This window comes from Yimella sp. NH-Cas1 (assembly GCF_022359705.1).
GTDB classification, from domain to species: Bacteria; Actinomycetota; Actinomycetes; order Actinomycetales; family Dermatophilaceae; genus Yimella; species Yimella lutea.
The window spans coordinates 2,714,134-2,727,322 of record NZ_JAKSGG010000003.1; the positions used below are offsets into that span (position 1 = coordinate 2,714,134).

Sequence of the window (13,189 nt, forward strand, 5' to 3'; positions counted from 1 at the left end):
TGAAGCGGATCGGCCACCCACCCCATTCGCGGGCGGGTGGCCGATCGGTGACCAGTGGGTGGCTCAGGCCTGGTAGGTGCCGTGGATGAAGCCGCGGCCGATCGCCTTGAAAGCCAGGTTGAACGAGCAGACCGCCGGGGACGCGTCCGCGTCGATGCCCAGCGACTCCTCGCCCACCGCGTGGACGGCGAAGTAGTAGCGGTGAGGGAAGACGTCGCCCTCAGGCGGTGCCGCCCCGGCGTACGCGACGGTGCCGCCGTCGTTCTTCAGCATGAATGCCGCGCCGGGCAGCGACGCGCCCTCCGCGCCGGCGCCCGTGTCGAGCGAGGTGACGTCGGCGGGCACATCGACGAGCACCCAGTGCCAGTAGCCGGACGGCGTCGGGGCGTCCGGGTCGAAGCAGGTGACGACGTACGACTTGGTGCCCTCAGGGTCTCCGGACCAGGACAGCTGCGGCGAGGTGTCGCCCTGCGCCTGCACCTGGTCGGCCTTGAGCGGCTGACCGTCGGTCACGTCGTCGCTGCGGACCTCGAAGGAGGGCAGCGCGGGAAGGAAGTCGTAGGGGTTCGGGGGCTGCTTGCGCTCGAGGGAACTCATGTCCCCCACTGTGCCCCACGCACCCGCCCCGACGCCGAGTGGCCGGGCTATGAATTGGTGGCCGGGCCATACCCCGGACGCTCGTTCACAGCCCGGCCACTCGGCGCGCCGGGCTCGCGGCAGTCGGCACAGCGGCCGAGCAACGCAGCGTGTCCGGCGTCGAGCGTGAAGCCGAGTTCGCGGTCGGCGCGAGCGCTGAGCTCGGCGAGCCAAGCGACCGGGACGTCGAACATCCGCTGACAGCCGGCGCACTGCAGGTGCGAGTGGCTGTGGCCGGAGACCGCCAGGTGGTAGATCGTCGCCGAGTCGGGCACGTGGGTGTGCGCGATGACTCCGAGGTCGACGAGCGACTGCAGACAGCGATAGATCGTGGCGCGGTGGACGCCGGGATGCCGTTCCCCGACGCGTCCGGCGACGGCGTCCGCGTCCATGTGCGGCCGGTCGGCGAGCGCCTCCAGGACCGCGCGCCGGGCCGTTGTGATGCGTTCGCCCTGAGCTCGCACAGCCGCAACCGCGGCGTCGACCTGAGTAGCGGGTTGCGACTGCATGAGCCCATGGTGTCAGCCGCCGTGCGGGACACACCAGGAATTCACCGGACCCCCGGTTGTCATTCGTTACTGGCGGGTAGCACAATGACCTTACTGCCCAGTAACTAGCGCGATGGCAAGCGCTGCGCTTGAACAGGAGCCACACGTTGACGCACTACAAGAGCAACGTCCGCGACATCGAGTTCAACCTCTTCGAGGTGCTCGGTCGCGATGAGGTGCTCGGCACCGGACCGTACGCCGACCTCGACGCCGACACCGCCCGCGAGATGATCAAGGAGGTCGCTCGCCTGGCCGAGACCGACCTGGCCTCGTCGTTCGTGGACGCCGACCGCAACCCGCCGGTCTACGACCCGGAGACCAAGTCGGTCACCATGCCCGAGTCGTTCGCCAAGAGCTACAAGACCTACCAGGACTCCGGTTTCTGGAGCGTCGACGTGAACGAGGAACTGGGCGGCACCGTCGCTCCGCCGAGCCTGAAGTGGGCGTTGAACGAGATGGTGCTGGGATCGAACCCCGCCATCGCGATGTTCGCCGCCGGCTACGCCTTCGGCAAGCTGCTGTACCTGCTCGGTACCGACGAGCAGAAGAAGCTCGCCACTCACATCGTCGAAAAGGGCTGGCACTGCACGATGGTGCTCACCGAGCCGGACGCCGGTTCGGACGTCGGTGCCGGGCGCGCCAAGGCCGTGCAGCAGGACGACGGCACCTGGCACATCACCGGCGTGAAGCGCTTCATCACCTCCGGCGAGTCGGACATGACCGACAACGTCATCCACTTCGTGCTCGCGCGCCCCGAGGGTCACGGCCCGGGCACCAAGGGACTGTCGCTGTTCATCGTCCCGAAGTACCAGGTCGACCTGGAGACCGGTGAGCTCGGCGAGCGCAACGGCGTCTACACGACCAACGTCGAGAAGAAAATGGGCCTGAAGGTGTCGACCACCTGCGAGCTCACCTTCGGCGACGGCGCACCCGCCGTCGGCACCCTGCTGGGCGACGAGCACGACGGCATCGCGCAGATGTTCCGTGTCATCGAGCACGCGCGAATGCTGGTGGGCACCAAGGCGATCGCCACCTTGTCGACCGGCTACCTCAACGCGCTCGATTACGCCAAGCAGCGTGTCCAGGGCGCCGACATGACCACGCCGCAGAAGGACGCCCCACGCGTCACCATCACCCACCACCCCGACGTCCGCCGCTCGCTGATGCTTCAGAAGGCGTACGCGGAGGGTCTGCGGGCGCTGGTGCTGTTCACCGCGACCCAGCAGGACATCGTCGATCAGGAGTTCCTGGCCACCGGCAGCGAGATCCCGGCGGACGGTACCCCGGCGCAGATGGCCGCGCGTCTCAACGACCTGCTGCTGCCGATCGTCAAGGGTGTCGGTTCGGAGCGTGCGTGGGTGCTGCTGGGCACCGAATCGCTGCAGACGTTCGGCGGCTCGGGCTTCCTGCAGGAGTACCCGATCGAGCAGTACATCCGCGACGCGAAGATCGACACGCTGTACGAGGGCACGACGGCCATCCAGGGTCAGGACTTCCTGTTCCGCAAGATCCTCAAGGACCAGTTCGTCGCTCTCGGCGCACTGGCCGAGCAGATGCTGCAGACCGCCAAGGGCGGCGCGGGCGACGACAAGCTGCGCGGTGAGCGTGACCACCTCGGCAAGGCGATCGAGGACGTCCAGGGCATGGTCGAGAACCTCGCCATGACCGCGATGGGTTCGATGAGTGAGGACGGCGACCCGAAGTCGATTTACAAGGTCGGCCTCAACACCACCCGCTTCCTGCTCGCTGCCGGTGACCTCGTCATCGGCTGGCTGCTGCTGCGCCAGGCCGAGGTCGCACAGGCCCGTCTGGACGCCGGGGACGCCGGCAAGGACCAGGCGTTCTACACGGGCAAGGTGGCGGCGGCGAAGTTCTTCGCGGCCAACGTGCTGCCACGTCTGAGCGCGGAGAAGGCCATGCTGGAAGCAACCGACCTGTCGCTGATGGAACTGCCGGAAGAAGCGTTCTGAGCCCGATCGCGAGCTGAGTACCTCTGCACGTCAACGGTGGTTGACCCCTCTCGATGGGTCGGCCACCGTTGTTCTCGGTGTCTCCACTATCAACACAGTTGGCGTCGTGCACCCGTTTCGTGGCGGCGTGGGATAGATTCATCTGACACCGCTGGTCGCGACGTCGGATAGCCCGTCGCGGCCAGCGCTGTTTTTCGGGGCGACGGCTTCTGCTCATCGACGCGACCCCGACCCCGAGTGCGCAACTGTTGCGCGCTCGGCTCGAAACAAGTCGACGTTTCGCGCCGCGCACGCAACAGCTGTGAGTCCGGGCGAGTAGGTGGGAGTTCGGTCAGCGGACGGCGACCTCGGCTGCGTGTCGTGCGATGGCCCATTCCTCGTTCGTGGGCACCACCAGAACCGCGACTCGACCGGCGCCGTCATCGATCCTGCGGGCGCCACCATCACGTGAACTGTTCTTCTGCTCGTCCAGACGCACTCCGAGGAAGCCGAGTTGCTCCAGCGCAGCAGCCCTGATCGTGGGCGAGTTCTCACCGACACCGGCGGTGAAGGTGATGGCGTCCAGGCCACCGAGCACCGCGGCATAGGCACCCACGTACTTCACCAGACGGTGGACGTAGACGTCGAACGCCAGCGTCGCAGCCTCGTCCCCGTCGTCCTTCGCCTGCTTCAGGTCGCGGAAGTCGCGGTGACCGCCGAGGCCGTAGATGCCGGACTTCTTGTTCAGCAGGTCGTCGAGCCCCTGTGTGTCAAGGTCTGCAACGCGACTGAGGTGCAACAGGATTCCCGGGTCGAGGTCACCACTTCGGGTACCCATCACAAGACCCTCCAGGGGGGTCAGACCCATTGAGGTCTCGACGGCACGGCCGGAATCGACCGCCGAGATGCTCGCGCCATTACCGAGGTGCAACACGATCTGTTTCAGGTCGTCGCGACCCAGCAGCGAGGACACCTGCTGCGAGACGTATTCGTGCGAGGTGCCGTGGAAGCCGTACCGGCGAATCGCGTGCTCACGCGCGAGATCACGGTCGATGGCGTACGTCGCGGCGGCGGCCGGCAAGTCGGAGAAGAAGGCCGTGTCGAACACTGCGACGTGCGGCAGGTCGGGAAAAACCTTGCGGGCACTGCGGATTCCGGCCAGTCCCGCGGGGTTGTGCAGCGGGGCGAGTACTGCGACACGATCGATCTCGGACTCCACGCCGTCGTCGATGAGCGTCGGTTCGGTGAAGTTGCGTCCACCGTGGACGACGCGGTGACCGACCGCGATCACCGAGTCGGGGGTGAGCGGTGTGCCACCCCGTTCCATCGCGTCCTGCATGACCGTCACCGCGGCCGAATGGTCGGGCACCTCGACGTCCCGCTCGTCCTTGTGGTCACCGGATTCGTGCTTGAGATGTCCCTTGTCGGTACCGACCCGCTCGATGAGTCCCTTCGCCGACGCCTCGCCGGTCTCGGGGTCGACCAGTTGGTACTTCAGCGACGACGAGCCGGCGTTGAGGACGAGAACGTTGCTCATGAGATCCCCTGCTGCAGTGACTGTGCCTGGATGGCGGTGATCGCCACCGTGTTGATGATGTCGTCGACCAGCGCGCCGCGGGACAGGTCGTTGACCGGCTTGTTCAGGCCCTGCAACACCGGACCGATCGCGATCGCACCGGCGCTGCGTTGGACAGCCTTGTAGGTGTTGTTGCCGGTATTGAGGTCGGGGAAGATCAGCACGCTGGCCTGACCGGCGACCGGGGAGTCGGGCATCTTCGACTTCGCGACGGAGGGCTCGACCGCCGCGTCGTACTGGATCGGGCCCTCGACCAGCAGCTCGGGTTCACGCTCGTGGACCAGCGCGGTCGCCTGCCGCACCTTGTCCACGTCGGCGCCGTGACCGGAGCTTCCGGTGCTGTACGACAGCATCGCCACGCGCGGCGCGATGTCGAACTGTTGTGCGGTGCGTGCGGAGGAGATCGCGATGTCGGCGAGCTGTTCGGCGGTCGGGTCGGGATTGACTGCGCAGTCGCCGTAGACCAGCACCTCGTCGGCAAGGCACATCAGGAACACACTGGAGACGACGTTCGTGCCCGGCACCGTCTTGATGATCTCGAAGGACGGCTTGATGGTGTGTGCCGTCGTGTGCGCGGCGCCGCTGACCATGCCGTCGGCCTTGCCGAGGTGCACCATCATGGTGCCGAAGTAAGACACGTCCGTCACCGTCTCGCGAGCCTGCTCGATCGAGATGTTCTTGTGCGCCCGCAGCCGCGCGTACTCGGTGGCGAACTCCTCGACCAGGCGAGGGTCGTTGGGGGACAACAGGTTCGCGCCGCTGAGATCGGCACCGATGGACGATGCGAGCGAGCGAATCTTCAGCTCGTCGCCGAGGATCGTCAGGTCGGCGATGCCACGCCGCAATACCGCGTCCGCCGCTTCGAGAACGCGGGGATCGTCTCCCTCCGGCAACACGATGTGCATGCGCTGCGCGCGTGCGCGATCCATCAGCCGGTGGCCGAACATCAAGGGGGTGACGGCTGCGCTGGTGCCCAGCTTCATGCAGTCCAGCAGGGTCTGCGCGTCGGCGTGATCGGCGAAGTTACGCAGGGCCGCCTCGACCTTCGCCTTCGCTTCGGGACGCATGCGCCCCGTCACCCGCGACAGCACCGCGGTCGTCTCGAAGGTGTCGAGTTCGGTGACGATGATCGGGAGTTCGAGGTGCGCACCCTCGATCAACTGGATGACGCTGGACGGGGGCGTGTATCCGCCGGTGAGAACGATCGACGACAGCGCCGGGAACGTGCCCGACTGGTGGGCCAGGACGAGGCCGGGAAGGATGTCGTAGCGGTCGCCGGGAGCGATGACGGTGACGTCGTCGACGAGCCTGGTGAGCACGTTCGGCATCGACATCGCGGCCACGAGGAAGCCCTGGGCCTCGCGGTGCAGCCACTCCGAGTTTCCCTGGACGAGGTCGCCGCGACACGCGTTCATCAGGTCGCCGACGGTCGGGGCGTCCAGCAGGGGGTTCTCCGGCAGGATGCCGGCGAGTGCCAAGCCGTCCAGCCGCTTGGACGTCTCGAAGCGGTTGCGGATGTCGTCGGCTCGTGCATCGTCGGCCCGGTTGACCACGACCGCAACGGGATTGGCGTGCCGCGTGCGCAGTTCCTCGACGGCGAGTTCGGCGGCAGTCACGACATCGACCGCCGACCGGGCGAACGCCGGCACCACCAGCACGACCGGTGTGCCCAGATTCGCGGCGATCATCGCGTTGAACGACGCCTCCGCTCCCGGCGACACGTCGTGGAAGTCGCTACCCAGCACGAGGACGACGTCATGCTCGGCGCCGAGGGCGTGAAAGCGTTCGACGATCCGGGTCAGCGCCTCCTCCTCATCGCCGTGCGTCTCCTCGTACCCGACGCCGATGGCCGACTCGTAGGACTGGTGGCCACCGGCCTGGGTGAGCATCAGTTCGACGATCGGGTCACGCTCGCCGAGGGTCGCGGTCACGGGTCGGAAGATCCCGACCGAGCCGGCCTCGCGGGCCAGCAATTGAAGGAGTCCGAGGGCGACGGTGGACTTGCCTGCCTGTCCCTCGGCGGAGGTCACGAAGACGCTTCGAGCCATGCCCCTGAGTCTATGTGCGCGCTGTCATCCCGTCCGACCGGGCGAGCGTTCGACGTCACGATCAGACCCCGCGCAGATCCAGGTCGAGCACCGCGTCCGCACCGGCCTCCAACCGCACCGGAATACCCCAGTCCTGCTGGTACAGGTGACAGGCGGCGTGCTCGGGCACCTCCCCGTCGGGCCCGGATGCGTCGCACGACGCGGCGCGCACGCTGATGTGCAGCACACCGTCTCCGACGGAACTGTCGAGATCGAGCGCACGGGCGAGACCGGTCGCCCGACCACCGCCGGACCGGATCAGCGAATCCGGGGTCGAGGACACCATCAGCATCGTCGGATCGCCGTACCGGTCGTCCAGTTTCTGCCCGGCCGGCGGCTCGAAATGCACGACGAGTTCGACTGCGCCCGGCGCGATCTGCGTCGCAGACCGACGCACTCGTCCGGCGCCGCCCTCGGCCGCAGCGGTTGCCGGCAGACGCATCCGATCGACGCGATGGGCCGACGACTCGACGACGATCAGACCGTCGTCCAGAGGCAGCACGTCGCTGGGTTCGCTCAGCCCGGTGAGCGCCGTGCTCAGCACCTGCGTCACAGGGTCGAACCGGCGGATCGCGCCGTTGTAGGTATCGGCGACCAGCACGGTGCCGTCCGCCGCCTCGGCGACGCCGAGCGGGTGTTGCATGCGCGCCTGCGAACGAACACCGTCCACGAACCCGAAGTCGAACAGACCCTCCCCGATGTGCGTCTCGAGACGGAAACCGTTGTCGTCGAGCACGATCGAACGCAGCGCAGACGTCTCGGAGTCGGCGATCCAGACCCGGTCGCCGGATGCACTCACAGCCAGGCCGGACGGTTGCGCGAGCCACGCTTCGTCCGCCGCACCGTCACGCAGGCCTTCGGCGCTCGTCCCGGCCAGGACCGCGACCGTGTTGTTCTCAGGTTCGGTCGCGAGGTGCAGCGCCCACAGCTGATGGGTACCGGCCATTGCGATCACCGCGCGGTCGAGCCACCAGACGATGTCCCACGGCGAGGACAGCGGCTGCTTGTGCGCAGCACCGCCTCCGGAACGCTCACGCAGCTGCTCACCCGTACCCGCCTCAGTGCGAATCCGCCCGTCGGACAACCGGATCGAGGCAATTCGGTGGTTCACCGTGTCCGCGACCAGCAGGTCGTAGCCGAGCCGTTCGGCCGCGTCCGGTGGGAGCACACAGACGCCTTGCGGTTCTTCGAAGACCTCCGGCCCACCGAATCGTGCCCGTTCGGTCCGCAGGTCCGATTCCAGGAGCACGATCTGGTGGTGCGCAGTGTCGCTGACGACGAAGCCGCCGTCACCCAGCGGGACGGCCTTCCCCGGGAACCTGAACTGCGTCGAGTCCGAGCTCGGCGGGACGTACGGTGAATCTCCTCGCCGCAGAGTGCCCCTCGCGCTGTGCTCGCTGATCAGTTCACGGACCAGCGAGGCGATGCCCGGTCCATGACCCTCACCCGACATCTGTCCGACGATGTAGCCCTCCGGGTCGATGACGACCAGCGTCGGCCAGGCACGAGCCGTGTACGCATCCCACGTCACCAGGTCGGGATCATCGAGCACCGGGTGATGGACGGCGTACCGCTCGACGGCGGCCTCGACGGCTTCAGGTCGCCCTTCGTGCTCGAACTTGGGCGAGTGCACGCCGATGATCACCAGCGAGTCGGCGAACTCCTGCTCGAGCGGACGCAGTTCGTCCAGGACGTGCAGGCAGTTCACGCAACAGAAGGTCCAGAAGTCCAGAACGACGATTCGGCCGCGCAGACCGCCGAGTGAGAGTTCCTCGCCGCCGGTGTTCAGCCACCGCCGGCCTCGAAGTTCAGGGGCACGCAACCGGTCGACCATGTCGCCAGTCTCGCACCGAGAGCACTCGGGACGTGGGCGGCCCGAACTGCGTCGTCCTGAACGGGGCGACGATCTCGCCGCCCATGCGCGAGTTCATCATGCGGACGATCTCGTTCGTGCCGAGTGCCGCCCAGTCCTTGTCGCGCACGATCAGGCCGGCCCGCCGGCGGTCGATCAGCATGGCGACGGGCTGGCCGCGCGACTGCTCACAGGCGACGGTCCCGCAGAACCGGGAAGGACTCGCGCTGCTGGGCGACGAGCGAGGGGTCGATCTCTGCTCGGAGCACCTCTTCACCCTCCCCCGCTTCGGCCAGCACAACGCCGTTGGGGTCGATGACTGCCGAGTGTCCACCCATCTCGGTCTTGGCGTGGGTGCCCGCTGTGTTGCAGGCCAGCACAAAGGTCTGGTTCTCGATCGCCCTGGCGCGCAACAGGACTCGCCAATGCTCGACCCGCGCCATCGGCCACGCCGCCGGAATCAACGACAGTTCGACGTCGCGGTCGCCGTACTGCCGGTACAGCTCGGGGAAGCGCAGGTCGTAGCAGGTGCTGAGGCCGGCCCTGGTGCCGTCGATCTCCACGGTCACCAGGTCCTCTCCCGCCTCCATCAGCTTCGGCTCGCCGCCGGCGAACCCGAAGCGGTGGATCTTGCGGTAGGTCGCGAGGGTCCGCCCGTCGCGGCCGAAGATCAGCGACGTGTTCCACAGGTCTTTGCCCTCGGCACCGGTGGAGCCGTCCGCCGGACGCTCGACGATGGACCCCCCGTGCAGGTACGCGCCGATCGAGCGCGCTGCGTCCGAGAGCCGCTGTGCGACAACGCCGTCCGTCGCCTGGGCTGCGCCTGACCACGCCCGGTAGTCGAAACCGCCGGCCGACCAGAGTTCGGGCAGCATGACCAGATCGTGTCCACGCTGCTTCTCGACGAGGTCGACCACGCGATCGATCCGCTCGGCATTCGGCTCGTTGTCGTCGTACGCCAACTGGATCAGCGCTACCTTCATCAGCTGCCTCCTCGGCCCCGGCCCAGGCCGGCCAGGTAGTCGTTGTAGGCGTTCAGGTCGGAGTCGCCGTCCCGCTCGGCCTTGCGCTCCTGACGCTCGGCATCCCGACTGTCGGTGCGGTACCACTCGAACGCGATGAGCATCGTCAGCACCAGCGTCGGCACCTCACCGACACCCCAGGCGACGGTACCCGCGCGCTGCTGGTCCAGCAGCGGGTCGGGCACGTAGGACAGTCCGACCCGGGTGAAGAAGTCGCCGGCGAGCAGGTCGGTGCCGGTCATCAAGGCCACGCCGAAGAAGGCGTGGAAGGCGACGGTGACCAACAGGACGAGCAACCGGATCGGCGCCGGCCACTTACCTGGCCCGGGGTCGATGCCCACCAGCGACCACGCGAACAGGTAACCGGACAGCACGAAGTGGATGATCATCGTCAGGTGCCCGGTGTGGGTGGTGAGCGCGAACTCGAACCAGCCGGTGTAATAGAAGAGAATCAGCGTGCCGAGCACGATCGTTGCGATGATGGCCGGGTTTGCGACGACGTTGAGCACCCGGGAGTGCACCGAGGCGAGCAGCAGTTCACGCGGGCCGAGGGTCTTGTCCTTGCGCTTGGGCAGCGCACGCAGTGCGAGCGTGACGCCGGCTCCGCGCACCAGGAAGATCGGCACGACCATCGACAGCATCATGTGTTCGGCCATGTGTGCCGAGAACATCACGCGTCCGTAGATGCCGGGCCCGCCGCTGATCATGAACACGAACAGCGCCCAGCCGAAACACCAGGAGATCGTGCGGTCGATCGGCCACTTGTCGCCGCGCTGCTGCAGGCGGCGCACCCAGCGCAGGTAGACGAGGACGGCGACGACGGCGACCGAGGTGAACAGCCACTGCGTGCGCCACGATCCGAAGATCTCGGCGGCGCTGATCTGCGGCGGTGCCGGGTAGCCGGTCAGCGCGACGACGGGGTCGGCGGACTCCTCCTGGACCAGCGGCGGTGCAGTACGGGCGAGCGCTGTCGCCAACCCGATCGCGACGGCCATGATGACCACCTCGACCGACGCCAGCCGGACGGCGAGCGAGCGGGCCGGTTTGTCCTGCAGGTCCTTCTTCAGCCGCTCGACGACCGCTGAGCGCTGGCGGGCACCGATGACGCCGAGTGCGACCAGCGCACCCACCTTGAGCAGGAGCAGGACGCCGTACGCACTGCCGAGATCGGACAGCGAGCGCAGCCGCAGGAGTGCAGCCAGGACCCCCGACCCGGCGACGCCGACGTAGCACCACAGTGCGATGGAGGAGAACCGTTGCAGAACGACGCTTGCTGATTTGCCGAGGGTGTTCCACATCACCGTGATCGCGGCGATCCCGCCGACCCAGATCGTCACCGACAGCAGGTGGACGGCGAGCGAGTCGACGCCGGTCTCGTGGTCGGCGCTACCGGCGGCGTGGCCGGAGAGCGCGAGCGGCCACAGTGCGAGGAGAGCACCGAAAAAGGCCCATGCGAGTCCGTTGCGGCGGGGATTGAGGAAGCACCAGGCGCTGACCGACAGGGCACCGACGGCGGTGATGGCCGGGGCGCGCAGCACCTCGAGATCCCAGGTGAACTTCCAGGCGCCCGTCCAGAATCCCTCGGAGCCGACCGGGACACCGGCAGCGTCGCCGTACGCCAGCACGGCACGGGCGACGCCGGCCAGACCCCAGGCCAGTGCACTCCAGGCCGCGACCCGCCCGGCGATGACCCGCCGGCGTGAACTCGTGGTCTCCGGCACGAGGAGGCCGCCGAGCAACAGGGCACCGATGGTGAGCGCGGCGGCAAGGTCGTGAACGGTGCGGGTGAGCGGCAGCCCCCATCGCACCAACGGGCCGGGGTCGAGGAGTTCGAGCGGGTTCGCAGCCCCACCGGCGAGGACGGCGACGGTGCAGACAGTCAGCGCGACCGCTGCGGCGAACGGGGTGAGGACGCGGTTGGTCATCGAGCGACGAACACGGTCGAGGCGCCGCAGTAGGTTCGCTCGCCCCCGAAGGGCGGCAGCGCGTCGGCGAGCGCGGGCTGGAAGGTGCACAGGTAGGCGTGGGCCGCAGCGTGATCGGCGAAAACCGCCCGAGTGTCGAAGTCCTCCCGCTCGACGGCGGCGAAGTGGCGACGCAGCACGTCCGCGCCGTTCTCGGAGCTGAACCGGCTGATCAGCGGCTCTCCCCCGGCCTGCGTCAGCAGGTCGGCCAGGTGCTGGTCACCGTTCGTGACCGCGACGAAAGCGCCGCCTGGTCGAAGCACCCGGCGCACCTGCCTGAGCGCGGCGTCCAGATCGGGCACGTGGTAGAGCATCCAACCGGCGTACACCACATCGAAGGACGCGTCGTCGAACGGCAGATCCGCGGCCTCGGCGACCTGGGTCAGGACACCGTGTCGAGCGGTGGCGAGCGCCATCGTTCGAGAACGGTCGGTCGCGACGACATGAGTGTTCGGAAGAGCATCGCTTACGGACGCGGCGAATTCGCCCGTCCCGCAACCGACCTCGAGGAAGTCGGCAGGTTCAGCCGCCACGACGGCGGCGAGCGCCGCCCTTGTCGGGTTGCGCCCGTCCGGGGTGTCGCGCCACACCGACGCCCTGGTCGCGAGTCGGTCGGTCGTGTCGTACTGGATCGCCAGCGACGCCGCGTCGTTCGAGATCATGCCCACCCGTTCAGGGTACGTCGCAGGTTCACACCCCTAACCTGGGGAACATGCATCCGGCTGCCCCCACCGAACTGACCGAGCTCATCGCGGCCTACTCCGCCACCGGACAGGCGATCCTCGACCTCGGATTCACCTGCCATGAGGACGACTTCACCAAGCCGACGCAGTGCCCCGGCTGGACGGTGAAGGACCAGTTCTCGCACGTCGTCGGGCTGGAGGACATCTTCAACGGCGGCCCGACACCCGAGGTCGAGGTGCCTGATTACAAGTGGCTGCGCAGCGACTTCGGACGCTTCATGGAAGCCCACGTCGAGGCGCGTCGCGGAACACCCGGACCCGAGGTGGTCGCGCAGTGGCAGGAACTGTTCCCACAACGGGTCGCTGCCCTGCACCAGTTGCTCGCCGACCCCGAAACGATCGTCGAGACCGCGGTCGGGCCGCGTCGTCCGGTCGACCTGGTGTCGCTGCGCATCGTCGACATGTGGTGCCACGAGCAGGACATTCGCCAGGCGCTCAACCGGCCGGGCAATCTCGACACCCCAGCGGCCGCTCTGTTCACTGGCCGGCTGATGGCAGCGCTGCCGATCCGGGCCGCGAAGGCCGGATTACCGATCGGCACGACCGTGATCGTGGAGACGACCGGCCCGGTGAACGCGCGCTCGGGCGTCCGGGTGATCGAGGACGAGAACGGCAAGCCGTACGGTGAGGAACTGTTCTCCGGCGATTCACATGTCGAGAGCACCGATGTGACGTCGATCCGCATGACCACCGAGGAGTTCACCCGACGCGGCGCGGGCCGGATCGCCACCGAGGATCTGCGCTACCACGTCGAGGGCGACGAGGACGTCGCACGCCGGGTGCTCGACGCGATGACCGTCACTCCTTGAGAT

Annotated in this window: 11 protein-coding genes; 2 read left to right on the forward strand and 9 right to left on the reverse strand. The window is 67.7% G+C overall.

Features of this window, described 5'->3' with window-relative positions; all coding sequences use genetic code 11:
• Positions 1-63 precede the first annotated feature (63 nt).
• The gene (locus MF407_RS13420) at positions 64-597 is read right to left on the reverse strand and encodes a YbhB/YbcL family Raf kinase inhibitor-like protein (protein WP_239702589.1); all 534 of its coding nucleotides are present in this window, start codon (positions 595-597) and stop codon (positions 64-66) included.
• A 47-nt stretch (positions 598-644) separates the two neighbouring features.
• A complete protein-coding gene (locus MF407_RS13425; protein ID WP_239702590.1) occupies positions 645-1,145 on the reverse strand; it encodes a transcriptional repressor in 501 nt (166 codons plus the stop codon).
• A gap of 146 nt (positions 1,146-1,291) precedes the next feature.
• Here MF407_RS13425 and MF407_RS13430 point away from each other — a divergent pair, with 146 nt between their 5' ends.
• The gene (locus tag MF407_RS13430) at positions 1,292-3,154 is read left to right on the forward strand and encodes an acyl-CoA dehydrogenase (protein WP_239702591.1); all 1,863 of its coding nucleotides are present in this window, start codon (positions 1,292-1,294) and stop codon (positions 3,152-3,154) included.
• A gap of 331 nt (positions 3,155-3,485) precedes the next feature.
• Here MF407_RS13430 and MF407_RS13435 read toward each other — a convergent pair whose 3' ends face one another.
• The 7 genes from MF407_RS13435 to MF407_RS13465 all read right to left on the reverse strand — a co-directional run bounded on the left by MF407_RS13435 (position 3,486) and on the right by MF407_RS13465 (position 12,296).
• Entirely contained in the window at positions 3,486-4,670 is a 1,185-nt protein-coding gene (locus MF407_RS13435; protein WP_239702592.1) for an acetate kinase, read from the reverse strand.
• Positions 4,667-6,757 (reverse strand): phosphate acetyltransferase, encoded by a 2,091-nt coding sequence (gene pta / locus MF407_RS13440; RefSeq protein ID WP_239702593.1) that lies wholly within the window; start codon positions 6,755-6,757, stop codon positions 4,667-4,669. The genes MF407_RS13435 and pta overlap by 4 nt, the downstream gene beginning before the upstream one ends.
• A 61-nt stretch (positions 6,758-6,818) precedes the next feature.
• Positions 6,819-8,630, reverse strand: coding sequence for an NHL domain-containing thioredoxin family protein (locus MF407_RS13445; RefSeq protein WP_239702594.1), 1,812 nt, complete (start codon positions 8,628-8,630; stop codon positions 6,819-6,821).
• Positions 8,605-8,811, reverse strand: coding sequence for a hypothetical protein (locus MF407_RS13450; RefSeq protein ID WP_239702595.1), 207 nt, complete (start codon positions 8,809-8,811; stop codon positions 8,605-8,607). The genes MF407_RS13445 and MF407_RS13450 overlap by 26 nt, the downstream gene beginning before the upstream one ends.
• A 25-nt stretch (positions 8,812-8,836) precedes the next feature.
• Complete coding sequence (locus MF407_RS13455) at positions 8,837-9,631, reverse strand: carbon-nitrogen family hydrolase (protein WP_129624338.1); 795 nt, start codon at positions 9,629-9,631, stop codon at positions 8,837-8,839.
• Positions 9,631-11,595 (reverse strand): cytochrome c oxidase assembly protein, encoded by a 1,965-nt coding sequence (locus tag MF407_RS13460; protein WP_239702596.1) that lies wholly within the window; start codon positions 11,593-11,595, stop codon positions 9,631-9,633. The genes MF407_RS13455 and MF407_RS13460 overlap by 1 nt, the downstream gene beginning before the upstream one ends.
• Complete coding sequence (locus MF407_RS13465; RefSeq protein WP_129624506.1) at positions 11,592-12,296, reverse strand: class I SAM-dependent methyltransferase; 705 nt, start codon at positions 12,294-12,296, stop codon at positions 11,592-11,594. Before MF407_RS13465 ends, MF407_RS13460 begins: the two co-directional genes overlap by 4 nt.
• A 50-nt stretch (positions 12,297-12,346) precedes the next feature.
• Here MF407_RS13465 and MF407_RS13470 point away from each other — a divergent pair, with 50 nt between their 5' ends.
• Positions 12,347-13,186 (forward strand): maleylpyruvate isomerase family mycothiol-dependent enzyme, encoded by an 840-nt coding sequence (locus MF407_RS13470; protein ID WP_239702597.1) that lies wholly within the window; start codon positions 12,347-12,349, stop codon positions 13,184-13,186.
• Positions 13,187-13,189: the final 3 nt, after the last annotated feature.